At 74.8% G+C, this 14607-nt stretch carries 15 protein-coding genes; 5 read left to right on the top strand and 10 right to left on the bottom strand.

The features are described from left to right. A partial coding sequence (locus tag ACFY3L_RS21665) for a type II CAAX prenyl endopeptidase Rce1 family protein (RefSeq protein WP_389326654.1) occupies positions 1-508 on the top strand: 508 nt, incomplete at its 5' end. A 30-nt stretch (positions 509-538) separates the two neighbouring features. Here ACFY3L_RS21665 and ACFY3L_RS21660 read toward each other — a convergent pair. The 6 genes from ACFY3L_RS21660 to ACFY3L_RS21635 are packed head-to-tail and all read right to left on the bottom strand — an operon-like array spanning position 539 to position 7292. Beyond that, complete coding sequence (locus tag ACFY3L_RS21660; protein ID WP_389326651.1) at positions 539-949, bottom strand: alkaline phosphatase D family protein; 411 nt, start codon at positions 947-949, stop codon at positions 539-541. A gap of 51 nt (positions 950-1000) precedes the next feature. Next, on the bottom strand, positions 1001-1789 hold the full coding sequence (locus ACFY3L_RS21655; protein WP_389326648.1) for a hypothetical protein: 789 nt from the start codon (positions 1787-1789) through the stop codon (positions 1001-1003). A gap of 7 nt (positions 1790-1796) precedes the next feature. Next, the gene (locus tag ACFY3L_RS21650; RefSeq protein ID WP_389326645.1) at positions 1797-4844 is read right to left on the bottom strand and encodes a phosphatidylglycerol lysyltransferase domain-containing protein; all 3048 of its coding nucleotides are present in this window, start codon (positions 4842-4844) and stop codon (positions 1797-1799) included. Beyond that, positions 4841-5497: a superoxide dismutase gene (locus ACFY3L_RS21645; protein ID WP_389326642.1), complete on the bottom strand. Its 657-nt coding sequence runs from the start codon at positions 5495-5497 to the stop codon at positions 4841-4843. The genes ACFY3L_RS21650 and ACFY3L_RS21645 overlap by 4 nt, the downstream gene beginning before the upstream one ends. A gap of 59 nt (positions 5498-5556) precedes the next feature. Further along, on the bottom strand, positions 5557-6633 hold the full coding sequence (locus ACFY3L_RS21640) for a sensor histidine kinase (protein WP_389326639.1): 1077 nt from the start codon (positions 6631-6633) through the stop codon (positions 5557-5559). Next, positions 6630-7292, bottom strand: coding sequence for a response regulator transcription factor (locus tag ACFY3L_RS21635; protein ID WP_389326636.1), 663 nt, complete (start codon positions 7290-7292; stop codon positions 6630-6632). The genes ACFY3L_RS21640 and ACFY3L_RS21635 overlap by 4 nt, the downstream gene beginning before the upstream one ends. 118 nt (positions 7293-7410) lie before the next feature. Here ACFY3L_RS21635 and ACFY3L_RS21630 point away from each other — a divergent pair, with 118 nt between their 5' ends. Then, positions 7411-8805, top strand: a complete 1395-nt coding sequence (locus ACFY3L_RS21630; protein WP_389326633.1) for a hypothetical protein — start codon at positions 7411-7413, stop codon at positions 8803-8805. On the opposite strand, the gene ACFY3L_RS21625 is transcribed toward ACFY3L_RS21630, so the two are convergent. After that, positions 8806-9618: an SAM-dependent methyltransferase gene (locus tag ACFY3L_RS21625; protein ID WP_389326630.1), complete on the bottom strand. Its 813-nt coding sequence runs from the start codon at positions 9616-9618 to the stop codon at positions 8806-8808. A gap of 132 nt (positions 9619-9750) precedes the next feature. Between ACFY3L_RS21625 and ACFY3L_RS21620 the strand changes: the two genes are divergently transcribed. The 3 genes from ACFY3L_RS21620 to ACFY3L_RS21610 all read left to right on the top strand — a co-directional run bounded on the left by ACFY3L_RS21620 (position 9751) and on the right by ACFY3L_RS21610 (position 11957). Beyond that, entirely contained in the window at positions 9751-10356 is a 606-nt protein-coding gene (locus tag ACFY3L_RS21620; protein ID WP_389326627.1) for a DUF2975 domain-containing protein, read from the top strand. Continuing rightward, the gene (locus ACFY3L_RS21615) at positions 10356-10592 is read left to right on the top strand and encodes a helix-turn-helix domain-containing protein (RefSeq protein WP_389326624.1); all 237 of its coding nucleotides are present in this window, start codon (positions 10356-10358) and stop codon (positions 10590-10592) included. Before ACFY3L_RS21620 ends, ACFY3L_RS21615 begins: the two co-directional genes overlap by 1 nt. Before the next feature lie 102 nt (positions 10593-10694). Then, complete coding sequence (locus tag ACFY3L_RS21610) at positions 10695-11957, top strand: family 16 glycosylhydrolase (RefSeq protein WP_389326621.1); 1263 nt, start codon at positions 10695-10697, stop codon at positions 11955-11957. Between the two features lie 8 nt (positions 11958-11965). Here ACFY3L_RS21610 and ACFY3L_RS21605 read toward each other — a convergent pair whose 3' ends face one another. The 3 genes from ACFY3L_RS21605 to ACFY3L_RS21595 are packed head-to-tail and all read right to left on the bottom strand — an operon-like array spanning position 11966 to position 14523. Continuing rightward, positions 11966-12622, bottom strand: a complete 657-nt coding sequence (locus ACFY3L_RS21605) for a hypothetical protein (protein ID WP_389326618.1) — start codon at positions 12620-12622, stop codon at positions 11966-11968. After that, a complete protein-coding gene (locus tag ACFY3L_RS21600; protein ID WP_389326615.1) occupies positions 12622-13350 on the bottom strand; it encodes a MerR family transcriptional regulator in 729 nt (242 codons plus the stop codon). Before ACFY3L_RS21600 ends, ACFY3L_RS21605 begins: the two co-directional genes overlap by 1 nt. 33 nt (positions 13351-13383) lie before the next feature. Then, positions 13384-14523 (bottom strand): PucR family transcriptional regulator, encoded by a 1140-nt coding sequence (locus tag ACFY3L_RS21595; RefSeq protein ID WP_389326612.1) that lies wholly within the window; start codon positions 14521-14523, stop codon positions 13384-13386. Between the last annotated feature and the right edge of the window lie 84 nt (positions 14524-14607).

The following is a 14607-nucleotide window of genomic DNA, read 5'->3' as shown; positions in this document are numbered from 1 at the left end:
CGGCACGCTGATGGACCGCGGCGCGCTGATGGACCGCGGCGCGCTGAGGGACCGCGGCGCGGGGCGGCGCGCGGTATGGCGGCCGATGCTTGCGCTCTGGTGCGCCACCGCGGTGGCGATGACCGGCCTGGTCGCGTGGCTCGCCCCGGACCGGCTCCTCGACCTGCCCCGGGAACGGCCGCTGCTGTGGGCCCTGATCGTCGTGTTCTACCCGCTCGCGTCCGTCTACCCGCAGGAGCTGCTCTACCGGGCGTTCCTGCTGCACCGGTACGCGCCGCTGTTCCCCTCACCGCGGGTCGCCGCGCTCGCCGGCGCGCTCGCGTTCGGCTTCGCGCACATCATCTTCGGCAACGTGCTCGCCGTGGCGCTGACCCTGGCGGGCGGCTGGCTGTTCGCCCGCCGCTACCAGCGGACCCGTTCCCTGTTCGTGGTCTCGGTCGAGCACGCCGCCTACGGCCTGCTCATCTTCACCGTCGGCCTGGGCGGCTTCTTCTACCACGATGCGTGACCGGTCCGCCCGGTCACGCACCGCGACGCGTCAGGCCTGCCGCAGCGTGGAGCTGCCGGACTCGATCACGTACGACGCGCTGGTGGTGACCGGCGCCGTCCGGCTCGCGATCGTGTCCACCGTGCGGGCGTCGGTGCGCCAGCCGCTCCGGCTGAGCTCACACCGCAGATAGCCGCGCTTCGAACCGTCGAAGTACCGCACGTGCGGGTTGAGCGCCGGGTTGACCGCCTTGAGCGGCCCGTCGAACGCGATCGGGAAGTCCGAACTGATCGACGTCGCGGTCAGCTCGACCGCCACCGGCGGCTGCTCGGGCCGGTCGAAGTCCAGCTTGAGCTCGCTGAGCCAGGTGTGCCCCGACCGCACCACGTCGCGGAACCGCTCGTCCGCCGCCACCTGCCAGTCGACCCTGACCGGCCACCCCGCCGACGCCTTCCGAAACACCCGACGAACACCAGCAACACATTCCAGCCGGCAGTGGGGCAGCACCCGCGGTCACTGGGTGGCGGCGGCGGTGGCCGGGGCGTGGGCGAGGACGGCGGCCGCGGCGACGGTGGCGGTGACGGCGGTGCCGGCGACCGGGGCCCAGCCGGGGCGGACGTGGTCGCCGAGGAGGAGGACGCCGGCGGCGGAGGGGACGATGACCTCGGCGATCCAGAGCAGGGCCGTGACGGGGCCGACCTGGCCGTGCTCGAGGGCCTGGGCGTACAGGAGCGTGCCCGTCACCCCGAAGACGACCAGGGCCCACACGAGCGGCTCCAGGAGGAGCGAACCGGAGACGGTGACGGCGCGGGCGCAGAGAGCGGCGCCGCCGAAGGCGAGGCCGGCGACGGCGCCGGTGAGGTTCGGGGCGCGGCGGCGGGCGGCGGCCCAGCCGGCGAGGGCGACGGGGACCGCGGCCAGGGCCAGGGCGAGCCGGGTGGCGGCGGACGGGGCCGCCGGGTCCTGCGGGCCGGCCGCGGCCGCGAGGGCGGCGAGGGCCACGACGGTGACCGCGACCGCCGCCACGTCCCGCCCGCGGAGGCGGGCCTCGAGCCTGATCCGGGCCGCGACGACCGTGACGGCGAGGGATCCGGCGAGGATCGCCTGCACCTGGTACACCGGCAGCACCCGCAACGCGGCGACGGACAGCAGCCAGGAGACGAGGTCCAGGCAGACGCCGGTCAGGTAGGCGGGGGCGCGCAGGGTCTGCAGCACGCCGGGGGCGCGCCGGGCGCCGGAGGCCTGCAGCACCGACGCGACGCCGTAGCCGAAGGCCGCGGCGACCGCCAGGACGAGGCTCACGAAGGGCTCATGACCGGTTGAGCAGCCGGCCGATCACGGGCAGCTCGGAGACGCCTTCCGCGCCGGCGACCGCGACGCCCTGCGCGGCGAGCTCGGTGCTGCTGAGCAGCAGGTACCGGGGGCGCCACAGCGGCTGGTACTTCTCGTTGAAGCGCCACAGCGACTCGATCTGCAGGCTGCCGGAGAAGCGGTGCAGCAGGCGGCGTTGCAGGTCGGTGAGGTGCCCGTCACCCCGCTCGCCGGCCAGCACCTGGCGCATGACGGCGAAGTTGAGGCCGAGGCCCCACGAGCCCGTCGAGCGGAGCCGTTCGATGGTCTCGACGATGATGAAGTCGGTGAGGCCGTTGGGCAGGTCGGGGTCGGTGCCGCGGCGCATCACGTCCAGGGACCAGCCGGTGATGTCGGCGGCCGGGATCCAGTGGCAGAAGCCGGCGGCGCGGCCGTCGGGGCCGTAGGCGACGGCGAGGAGCAGCCCGGTGTCCCGCGGGTCGAAGAGCCGCGACAGCGTCATCGAGAAGCCGCGCTCGACGTCGCCGCGGCGGCTCTGCGTCATCAGCGACCGCAGCTCCTCGCGCAGGTCGGAGGGGAGCTCGGCGGGGTCGTGGAAGCGGACGGTGAAGCCGGCCCGGCGGACCCGGCTGCAGGCGCCGCGCAGCCCCTTCATCGCCCGCCCGTCGAGGGTGAACGCGCCGCAGTCGACGATCGCCTCGTCGCCCAGGTACACGGGGCGCAGGCCCGCCGAGCGGTAGACCGGCAGCCAGCCCTCGGCGGCGCCGACGACGCTCACCGGCCAGCCGTGCCGGTCGGCGAACGCCGTGAACTCCGCCCACGCCGCCACCCACTGCTCGGCCGGCCCGATCGGGTCGGGGGAGACGAGGCACACGCCGTCGCGGACCGCGTAGGCGACGACACAGTCGCCGGTGAAGAACCACGACTTGTCGTCGCGCAGCGCGAAGTAGGCGAGCGTGTCGCCACCGTGCTCGGCCACGATGCGGCGGGCCCGCTCCAGATCCGCCCGGTGCTCCGCGGTGCTCGGTGTACGCCGCAGCCGGGGCTGTACGAGCAGCCACCCCACCAGGACGAGCAGGCTGAGCCCGGCCGCGTACAGGGCGGGCGCCAGCAACGGCACGGCCGCCGGCAGCGGGACGACCCGGTCGCCGACGAGCCGGTCGGCGACGGCGCGGGCGGTCAGCTCGGCGCCGCCGGAAGACCCGGTGTCGCCCGAAGGCCCGGCGCCGCCCCGCTCACCGGCGATGAGGACCAGCGCCGCCGACACCGCCCCGACGAGCAGCCCGCCGGCGAGCAGCGCCACCGTGGCCTGCCGGATCTGCCGGCTCCCGGGCCGGGCCGGGAAGGCGCCCCGGCGCCACAGCAGCCACCCGGCGACCGCCGCGGTGAGGACCGCCTCCTCGACGTCGATGCCCTTCAGCACGTGCAGGACCGCGGTCGCCGCGAGGAGCAGCACGGTGGCCGTCCAGGCGAGCCGCCGCCCGCGCCGCAGCCCCCAGGCGAGCAGCAGCAGCGCGGTGCCGGAGAAGACGACCGTTGCCGACGCCGCCTGCGGCACCTCCACCGGCAGCGTTCCCAGGAGGGCCGCGAGGCGCCCCCGCAGCGGTGTCGTCAGCGCCGACGCCAGGCTCAGCACCGCGACGGCGGCGACCGCCCACGCGGCTACGCGCCGGGTCCGCTCGTCCCTGACCCGCTGGTCGAGCCCGGTGTGGTGCAGCGGCCAGCCCGCCTCGCCCGGCAGGCTCGCCACGACCCTCGGCGCGCCCGGCGGCACGGCGGCGGCGGCCCGGCGGCGGGCGGCGAGGCGCTCGAGGCGGGTCTGGCCGCCGTCGCAGGACTCGCCGACGACCAGGTCGACGCGGAGGTCGCGGCCGGCGCTCACCTCGACCCAGGAGCGGCGCAGCACCGGGGCGAACACCGGTGGCAGGAACCACCGCGCCGGGCGGGCCTCGACGCACCGCACGCCGCAGCCGCTGTTGGCGTAGAACCCGCCGGGGACCGCGGCCAGCTCCGGCTGGTGCGTGTGGCCGGTGACGAGCCCGGTGAGACCGTCGGCGCACAGCGAGGCCGCGACCGCCCGCGGCGCGCCGTTGAGGTGCATGCCGCGGGGACCGAGCCGGCTGCCCGCCATCGCCGTGTAGAGGACCCGGGACGTCAGGACGGCGAGCAGCACCAGCAGCGCCGCCTGCGCGAGCAGCCCCGCGCCGGCCAGGGCCGTCCATCTGGGCAGCCGCCCCAGCGCACTGGAGTGCGTCAGCAGCTCCGGTACGCGCAGCAGCACCGCCGCGAGCAGCGGCAGCAGCAGCCACCAGGCGCGCGGGCCGAGCCTGCGGTACACGAGCCGGGACGCGACGTACTGCCCGATGGCGTTGGGGTCGGCGATCGCGGTGAGGTCCGCGAGCAGCGGGGTGTGCCGGACCTCCGGCAGCACCTCCTGCACGATGTGCTGCCCGAGGGGCGAGTCGAGCGGGTTGCGCGGGTCGCGCAGCGCGTTGGCGGGGTCGTAGGCGTGCCCGTGCTCGACCCGCACGATTTTGCGCCCGGCGGCCGTCTCGACGTCCAGGTCCGCCGCCAGCGCGCAGCGGGCGCCGGCCCGCCGGGCGAAGGTCTTCGCGGACACGCCGTCCCAGGCGATCGCCGCGTCGTGGTTGCCGACGACCACGACGACCTGCCGGCCGGGCGCCGCCGCGAACGCCCGCAGCGCCTCGGTCAGCCGCGGGTGCGCGTCCAGGGCGGCCTCGACGGTGCCGCCGGGCTCGCCCCACAGCTCGATCACGTCGCCGTTGAGCACGACCGCGCCCGGGCCGTCACCCCATTCGCCGAGCCGGTCGGCGAGGTCGCGTTCGATGTGGGCGGACGCTTCGGTCGGGTGCGAGCCGAGGTGCAGGTCCCCGCAGATCAGCGCCTTCGCCCCCGGCGGCAGCGGCACGGTGACCAGGTCCGGCACCGCGTCCTCGACCGTCTCGGCGGACCCCGGGCCGGCCCCCTCGCCGACGGACTCCCGGGCGGTCGGTCCGCCGGCGGCAGGGGGCTCGGCGGCGGTCACGCCGGCAGGGTCAGGCAGGCGACCCGGGGCCCGGCGTCGCCCGCCTGCCCGTCGGCGGTCTTCGTCGGCGTCGCGTGGATGACCAGGGACCTCGGCGCCGGGCTGAACGTCCACGAGTGGGTGGCGACCGCCGACCCCCGCCCGTCGGCGCGGGTCGTCACGTCGAGCCACACCTCGTTCTGCGGGTTCGCGTACGAAGGGTCGGCCTTCATCGCTGCGGTCGGCTCCGCCGGCGTCGGCGACGGCGACGCCGTGTGCGGCGGCGACACCGGCCCGGGCGGCGACGGTGCGTTGGGCTGCGAGGCCGGTGGGTGCCGGTGCTGGTAGTGCGGCCCGGCGGCGTCGGGTGTCGCGCCGCACGGGTTCGTGTGCAGGTGGACGCCGTAGGTGCGGTTCGGCAGCAGCCCGGCGACGGTGAACCAGACCCGGCTGTCCGACGACGTCTCGGTGATGCTGACGGTGGCGACCGCCCCGTCCGGGACGAGCGCCGGGTCGTACGTGATGGCGGTCGCGCCCGGCGTGTAGGCGGCGAACGTGCCGGTCGCCGATGACACCCGCGGCGACGGGGCCGGCGCGGCACCGCCGGCGGAGCTGGTGCACCCGCCCGCGAGGGCGGCGCATACGAGCGGCAGGATCTTTGTGACGCGGTGCATGGCCTCAGCGTCGTCCGGGCGGGAGCGGCGGCGGCGGCAAGCGCGTCCCTTTCACCCCATTAGTCAGTATCTGCCGGGAGGCGGACCTCCACGAGCAGGCCGCCACCTCGCCGGGCGGTCGCGGTCACAGTGCCGGAGTGCGCCTGGGTGATCGAACGGACGATGGCGAGGCCCAGGCCGGCGCCGCCGCTGTGGTCGATGCGGTCGGCGGCCAGCCGCTTGAACGGCTCGAACAGCTCCGCGACCGCGTGCGGCGGCACCTCCTGCCCGGTGTTGGCGACGGTCAGCGCGGCCGGCCCGCCGACCGTGACGTGCACGCTGCCGCCGCGGTGGTTGTACTTGATGGCGTTCTGGACCAGGTTCGTGACGAGCCGTTCGAGCAGCACCTCCTCGCCGCGGACGGTGCACGGCAGCAGGTGCGTGGTGAGCGCGATCCCCGCGGCGGCGGCCCGCGCGTCGTGCGCGGCGACGACCGACCCGGCGATCGTGTCGAGGCGCTGCGGCAGGCGCACCGCGAGACCCTGGTCGGCCTCGCTGAGCACGAGCAGCCCGTCGACGAGCCGCTCGTTGCGCTCGTTGGTCTGCAGCAGCTGCGCGGTCAGCAGCGTGAACTGCTCGTCCGTCAGCGGCTGCCCCATCCCGACCTCGATCAGCGTGCGCTGCACCGCGAGGGGCGTGCGCAGCTCGTGCGACGCGTTCGCGGCGAAGCGCCGCTGCCCCTCGTACCCGGCGACGATCCGGTCCATCATGTCGTCGACCGCCATGCACAGCGCCGCGAACTCGTCGCGCCGGCTGCCGCCGGCCCGGATCCGGTGGCCGAGGTTCTGCGGGCCGACCTGCGCGATGACCGGCACCAGGTCCCGCATCGGGCGCAGCGCCCAGCCGGTCAGGCGCGGCGCCACGAACCGCAGCAGCGCCAGCCCGGCCACCAGCGCCAGCCCGTAGGGCACCAGCCACCACGCCTGGTCGCGGGCGGCGACGCAGAGCGACAGCTGGGGATCGCAGAACAGCGCGAGGAATCGGAACGTCGTCGGCGTGAGCGCGTAGGTGTCGGCGCCGGCGCGCACCAGGTAGCCCGTGGCGAGCGCGACGGCGACGAGCAGCAGGACCCGCCGGCGGGGCGTGCGCGGGTTCATGCCGCGCCGATCCGGTAGCCGGCCCGCGGGACCGTGTGGATGACCGGCGGCTCGCCGAGCTTGCGGCGCAGCGTCATCACCGTCACCTTCACCACGTGCGAGAACGGGTCCGCGTGCTCGTCCCACGCCTGCTCCAGGAGCTCCTCGGCGCTGACCACCTGCCCGCCGGCGCGCAGCAGCACGTGCAGCACCGCGAACTCCTTCGGCGTCAGGCCCAGCACCCGCCCGTCCCGCATCGCGGTGTGCCGCCCGGCGTCCAGGACGACCCCGGCGTGCTCCAGGACCGGGGCGACCGCGGGCGCGGACCGCCGGCCGAGCGCGTGGATGCGGGCGACGAGCTCGGCGAACGCGAACGGCTTCGTTAGGTAGTCGTCGGCGCCGAGGCCGAGCCCCTCGACCCGGTCCCGGATGCCGCCGGCGGCGGTGAGCAGCAGCACCCGCGTGCCCGCCCTCGTGCCGAGCAGCCAGCGGCACACCTCGTCGCCGGTGCGGCCCGGCATGTCCCGGTCCAGGACGGCGACGTCGTACCGGTTGACGCCGAGCCTCTCGACCGCGCCGTCGCCGTCGTAGCAGACGTCGACCGCCATCGCCTGGCGGCGCAGCCCGGCCGCGATCGTGTCGGCCATCAGCCGCTCGTCGTCGGCCACCAGCACCCGCATGTCGCCACCTTCCAGCCGTCCAGCCGTCACCCCGCCCCAGCATGCCAGCCGCCGGTAAGGGCCCGGTCAAGAGATCGCTGACGCCGCCCGTACCGGCGGGACACGACGATCCGTCGGCATGAACCGCTCCGACCGCACCGTGCTGGCATGTCTCGTGACCCTCACCGTCGCCGTCATCGGCGTCGCGGTGCGGCTGCGGCTGCCGGCGCTGCCGATGGGCGACGAGCCGCACTACCTCGCGCTCGCGCAGACGATGATCGAGCACCACACGCTCGACCCGACCCCCGTCTACGAGCAGCGGGAGTACTGGTCGTACTACCCGGCGGAGATCGACGCGCACGTCGCCGTCGTCGACGGCCGGCCGGTGCCGTTCCACAACCTCGGCGCGCCGTTCCTCTTCGCGCTGCCGTTCCTGCTGTGGGGCCGGGCCGGCGCGCACCTCGTCACGCTGCTCGCCGCGGTGCTGACCGTCGTCAACGTCTACCGGCTCCAGCGGGAGCACGGCGTCCGGACACCGTTCGCCGGGTTCGCCACGGCGCTCTTCGTACTGGGGTCGCCGCTGTACGTGTACGCCGCCATGCTCTTCGTGGAGCCGCTCGGCATGCTGGCCCTGGTCTACGCCGCCAGGGTGCTGCTCGCACCTGCGCCGCCGGCGTGGCGGCTGCTGCTCGCGTCGGCCGGGATCGGCTACCTGCCGTGGGTGCACGGGCGGTACGCGGTCTTCCCGGTGATCTTCGGCGGTGTGTGCCTGTTCCTGTACCGGCGCCGCACGCTGGTGATGGCGCTCGTGCCGGGCGCGGTGCTCGCCGCCGGGCTCGAGGTGTTCAACGTCGTCATGTACCGGTCGCTGAGCCCGGCCCCCGGCAGCACCGACGCGCTCGGCGAGGGGCTGCTGCGGCTGTCGCCGCTGCGCGGGCTGCTCTACCTCGCGTACGACGGCCGCTTCGGCCTCCTGCCGAACTTCCCCGTCCTCGTCCTCGCCGGCGCCGGGATGCTGCTGTGCGACCGCCGGACCAATCTGATCCTGCTGGGCATGGTCGTGCCGTACGCGCTGCTCATCTCGACCTACCCGAACTGGCCGGGCGGGTTCTCGCCGCCGGGGCGGCTGCTGTCGGTGACGACGCCGCTGCTCGCCTACTACGTGGCGGTGCTGCTGCAGCGGCTGCCGTCGTGGTGGCTGCTCGTGGCCGCCGAGGTCCTCGCCGGGTACGCGTACGCGATGTCGCTGCTGTCCGACGCGTACCCGCTCGAGCGGTTCCACTGGCTGGCGAGCCCCGGCAACGCGCCGCTGTCCCGGATGGCGGAGCTGCTCGGCACGTCCGTGGACCGGTGGCCGCCGTTCGTGACGGCCGGCAACGGCATCGACGACGCGGCGGCGGTGCGGTTCGCGGTGTGGGGCCTCGCGACCGTCGCCGTGACCGCGCTCCTGTGGCGCGCCGCCAGGCAGCGGCGGGCCGCCGGGAAGCCGGACCGGGCCGTCGCGACGGCCCCGCCCGTCGCCGTCTCGCCGTGACTACTTGACGGCCACCGCGCCGTACATGGAGACCTCGGCGGCCGACGGGTGCCCGCCGGTGTCCGGGCGCCACTCGCTGATCGGCACGATGCCCGGCTCGACCATCCGCAGCCCGTCGAAGAACCGCGCGAACGTGTCCCGGTCCCGCGGCCAGGCGTCCACCAGGCCCTTCGCGAGGAACTGGTCGTACATGGCGCCGACGGCCGGCTCGACGAAGTCCTTCGTGGAGTTCGTCGCGACGAGGTAGCTGCCCGCCGGGACGGCCGCGAGCAGCTCCGTCACGACCTTGCGCGCGTGCTCGTCGTCGCGGATGAAGTGCAGCACCGCGTACAGCAGGATGCCCACCGGCTCGCCGAGGTCGAGCGTCGCGGCCAGCTCGGGCGCGCCGAGGATCGCGGCCGGGTCGTTGAGGTCCGCGTCGATGTAGTCGGTGGCGCCCTCCGCGGAGCCGATCATGAGCGCGCGGGCGTGGGCGAGCACCATCGGGTCGTTGTCGACGTAGACGACCCGGGCCTCCGGCGCGATCGCCTGCGCGACCTCGTGCGTGTTGTGCGGCGCGGGCAGGCCGGTGCCGATGTCCAGGAACTGCCGGATCCCGGCCTCGCGGGTGAGGAAGCGGATCGTGCGGTTGTGGAACGCGCGGCCCTCCTGCGCGGCGGTGCGGATCGCGGGGTAGGCGCCGGCGATCCGGTCGCCGGAGTCCCGGTCGACCTGGAAGTGGTCCTTGCCGCCGAGCCAGTAGTTCCACCGGCGAGCGGGCGACACGACGCCGGCGTCGAGACGCGGGTCGGGGTGTGACTGGTCGGCGTGCACGGTGGGGGACCTCCCGGGGCTGGGGATGCGCTGGGGATGCGGCGGTGCAGCGAAATCGTAGCGGGCTTGACACCGAGCGCGCTCTTATCGATTATCGGTATATCGAAAATCGATAAGAGCGGAGGTGTGCCGATGCAGCGGTTGCTGGCGCGGCTCCGCCGCCCGGACCATCTCGGCGAGCTGCAGACGCTGCTGTTCGTGGCCCTCGGGGTGTGTGCCGTGGTGGCGGTGGTCGACGTGTGGGCGATGGCGGCCCGCGACCCGATCAGCGTCGTCGCCGGCGCCGGGGTGGCGATCCCGCCGGACGCCGTGACCGGGCTGCGGCCGGGGGTGCGCCTCGACCCGGGCGCCGGGGTCCACGTCGTGGTCGACGACCCGAGCGCGGCGCAGGTGGGGTGGCACGCCGCGCGGTCCCTGCCGTGGTTCGTGATCGTCGTGTTCGCCCTCGTGATGCTGCTGCTCGTGGTCCGCACCGCCCGGCGCGGCGACCCGTTCGCCGCCGCCAACGTCCGGCGGCTCCGGGCGGTCGGCTGGGTCGTGCTCCTGGGCAGCCTCGCGGCGTTCGAGATCGAGCTCTTCGCCGGGCTGCAGCTGTCCAGGGCGGTGGTGGCCGAGCCGCTCAGCACCGGCGCCGACCTGCCGCTGCTGTGGTGCCTGTCCGGGGCCGGGTTCCTGGCGCTCGGCGAGGTCATCCAGCGGGGGCGGGCGCTGCAGGCCGAGCTGGCGGAGGTCATCTGATGCCACCGGCCGACGACCACCGGGTCGACGTGCACATCGACCGGCTGCTCGCCGAGCGGGGCATGACGCTGACCGACCTGGCGGCGAAGGTGGGCATCACCCTGGCGAACCTCTCGGTGCTGAAGAACGGGCACGCGAAGGCGATCCGCTTCACCACGCTGACCGCACTCTGCGAGGTCCTGTCGTGCCAGCCGGGTGATCTGTTCACCGTGCGGATCGACGGGCAAAGCGAATGATAAGGAAACCAAACGGCGCCCTTGAGGTGCGGAGATTGACCCTGAGAGCGCTCTCTCCATAGCGTGGTCGGTGATCAATCCCCAGACCCTTCGGGAGCATCTGTGCGCACCTCCACCCGGCGCCGGCTGACGGTGATCGCGACCGCCCTCGCGCTCGCCGTCGCCGGTCTGGTCGCCACCACCCTGCACGACACACCCGAGGCGTCCGCCGGCATCGGCAACCTCACGTGGTCCGACGAGTTCAACGGCGCGGCCGGCGCCGCGCCGGACGCGTCGAAGTGGAAGCACGACGTCGGCGGCGGCGGCTTCGGCAACAACGAGCTGCAGTACTACACCGACGGCGCGGCCAACTCGGCGCTGGACGGCGCGGGCCACCTCGTCATCACCGCCCGCAAGGAGAACCCGGGCAACTACAACTGCTGGTACGGGCGCTGCACGTACACCTCCTCCCGGCTGCTGACCGCGGGCAGGTTCACGCAGAAGTACGGCCGCTTCGAGGCGCGCATCAAGATCCCGCGCGGCCAGGGCCTGTGGCCGGCGTTCTGGATGCTGGGCGACGACATCGGCACCAACCCGTGGCCCAACAGCGGCGAGATCGACATCATGGAGAACGTGGGCAAGGAGCCCGGCACCGTCCACGGCACGCTGCACGGCCCCGGCTACTCCGGCGGCAACCCGCTCACCGGCTCCACCGTGCTGTCCGGCGGCCGCGCGCTCGCCGACGACTTCCACACCTTCTCCGTCGACTGGGCGCCCGACTCGGTCACCTGGTACCTCGACGGCGCCCAGTACTTCCGCCAGACCCCGGCCGACACCCGCGGCAACAAGTGGGTCTACGACCACCCGTTCTTCATGCTGCTCAACGTCGCCGTGGGCGGCAACTGGCCCGGCTCGCCCGACGGCGGCACCACCTTCCCGCAGACGATGACGGTCGACTACGTGCGGGTCTACGCGTACACCACCGGCGGCACCACGACCCCGCCGCCCGCCACCGGCAACCGCATCACGGGCATCGGCGGCAAGTGCGTCGACGTCAACGCGGCCAACACCGCCAACGGCACGCAGGTCCAGCTCTGGGACTGCAACGGCACCGCCGCCCAGCAGTGGTCGCGCCCCGGTGACGGCACGATCCGCGCCCTCGGCAAGTGCCTGGACGTCAACGCGGCCAGCTCCGCCAACGGCACCAAGGTCCAGCTGTGGGACTGCAACGGCACCGCCGCCCAGAAGTGGACCGCGAACGCCGACGGCACGGTCCGCGCCCTCGGCAAGTGCCTCGACGCCAAGGACGTCTCCTCGGCCAGCGGCACCCCGCTGCAGATCTGGGACTGCGCCGCCAGCACCAACCAGCGGTGGACCTTCGCGTAACGCGCCGCTCAGGCCGCCCGGTCCCCGGGCCGGGCGGCCTGCCCGGGTCCGAGGGCCGCGAAGGCGGCGAGCGCGGCGTCCGGGTCGTCGGCGAAGCAGCGGACCGTCCGGACCTCGCAGGCCGCGCCCAGCGGTCGGACGGCCGTGACCGGGCCGGTCAGCTCGATCTGGAGGTTGGCCTGCGACGACACCGCCACGGTGAGGGTGGCCCCGTCGACCCGGACGGTGCCCTTCTCGTCGTACGCGCGGACCCGGCGCACCGACGCGATCCGCTCGCGCGGGATGCGCAGGTCGAAGAAGGCGCCGGAACGGATGCGGACCTCGGTCGCGGAGACGACGTGCGGCCGGGTCACGTAGGCGGCGATGACCGCCAGCGCCAGCACGATCGAGTACCCGTCGAGCACGAGCAGGACCGCGCGGACCGCGTAGGGCGCGCCGACGGAGCGCAGGACGACCTCGACGACGAAGAGCTCGACCACCATCGCGCCGAGGAAGACCAGCAGCGCGGGGGCCTGCGCGCCGAAGTACGGCACGGGCACGGCACCCGCGGGCACGCCGTGGCGGCGGCCGGTCAGCCACAGCGCGAGGCTCACCGTGCCCTTCGCGTCGAAGCCGATGACCCGCCGCATCCGCAGCGGCACGAGGCGTTCGTACGCGGCGCGCATCAGGCACGCTCCCGCAGCAGGTCCAGCAGCCGGCGGAACACCTCGGCCTGCGCGGCGGACATCTCCGCGGTGATGGTGCCCATCCAGTGGCCCGGCCCGGCGCCGGTCATCGCGGCCGCCATCGGCGGCGGCAGGTAGTCCGCGAGCTCCTCGGCGAGCGCGCCGACCCGCGGGTCGGCGACGTCGGCGGCCGCGAGCTCGTCCATCCGGGCGTAGAGGGACGCGCCCCGGGCCTGCGCCTCCGGCGAGGTCAGCGGGCGCAGGAGGTCGGCGAGGTCCGAGCCGGCATTCGTGTCGATCATCGCCAGGAGCTCGCGGTCGAGGGCGCCGAAGGCCGACGCGCCGGCCGGCAGGTCCCGCAGCACGGCGGCCATCTCCGGCGACACGGTCGAGTCGGGGCCGAGGTCGGGGGAGGCCAGCAGGGCCGCGAGCCGCTCCCGGCGGGCGGCGAGGGCGGCCTGCTGCCGGGCCAGGTCGTCGTCCAGCTCCCGCAGCACCTCCCGCAGCTCGCGCCCCTGGTCGTCGGCGAGCACGTCGCGGATCTCGTCGAGGGACAGGCCGAGCTCGGCGAGACGCCGCACGCGGGCGAGGGCGACGGCGTCGCGCAGCCGGTACTCGCGGTAGCCGTTGACAAGCCGCTCGGGCTCGGGCAGCAGGCCCAGGTGGTGGTAGTGCCGCACGGTCCGGGTGGACACCCCGACCAGCGCGGCGAGCTCGCCGATCCGCATGCCACAAGTAGAAACGTTGACGCTGCGGCAAGGTCAAGCCGCGTCCAGCCACGTGCGCAGCGCCCACCAGACACGCAGCGTCTCGAGGACGGACTCCACGGGCGGCAGGCCGGTGATCTCCTGGAGCCTGTGCAGCCTGTACCGCACGGTGTTGGGGTGCACGTGCAGCGCTGACGCGGTGCGGTCCAGGCGCTGGCCGTGATCGAGGTACGCCAGGAAGGTCGAGGCGAGCTCCCGGTGGAACTCGTCGCCCTGCCGCAGCGCGCCGAGCAGGGTGTCGCTGAGCATCGCCGCCAGGTGCGGCTGCAGGGTCAGGGCGATCTCGCCGGCGAGGCCGACCGCGTCGAGCGTGCCGTGCCGGCCGAACCTGACGGCCGCGCCGAGGGCGTCGACACACACCGCGTAGGCGGCGCCGGCCTGCGCGAGCGGCACGGCGGGCGAGACCACGACGAGGCCGCCGGGCAGGCCGCCTGGGCCGGTCTGCCCGGCGGCGGCCCGGTCTGCGGTGTCGTCGGCGGGCGGGCGGTGCGTCAGGCCGGCGAACCGGCCCTCGACGGTGCCGAAGAGCCCGCCGCACGAGGACCAGCGCTGCTCCAGGGCTCGGGCCTGGGCCGGATCGGACATCGCCGACACCAGGCAGTGGTAGCGACCGGCCGGGTGCAGCCGGAAGCGGGCGAGGTCCGCGTTCGCGACGGGCTCGCCGCCCAGGAGCCGGCGCAGCAGGGCGGCGCGTTCGTCGTGCCCGTCGCGGCGCAGCTCGAGCTCGGCGGCCCGGTAGCCGGAGATGACGTGGCGTTCGAGGGCGCCGGCGTACCGGTCGAACTCCAGCGCCGCCTCCAGCAGGACCTCGTCGCGGATCCCGGCGGCCCGGCCGCGCACCACCGCGATCTCGAAGGCGCGGGTCCGGCCCGCCTGCACGGCGCTGAGCAGCGCGCTGAGCGGCACGCCCTGCGCCGCCCGGTCGGCGCCGAGCCGGGTCGCCTCCGCGAAGTCGTCGTCGCTGGGGTCGCTGAGCCGCTCGAACGCGGCGAGCCCGGCCATGAACAGCACCGCGATGTGGCGCCGGTTCTCCTCCGCGGGCAGCCGCGCCACCTCCGCGGAGCACGCCCGGGCCGCGGCGACGAGCTCGTCGACGATGCCGGGGTCCCCGGCCATGTCCCGCAGCAACGGCACCAGCGACATCGTCCCGCCCCCCGCCGTTGTGGCCCGCGCACAATCCACCCGCCGGGCGTTGGACCCCGACGACTATCGATGCGT

This window comes from Dactylosporangium sp. NPDC000521 (genome assembly GCF_042898305.1).
Classification (GTDB): domain Bacteria; phylum Actinomycetota; class Actinomycetes; order Mycobacteriales; family Micromonosporaceae; genus Dactylosporangium.
This window is presented reverse-complemented; position numbering and strand designations above follow the sequence as displayed.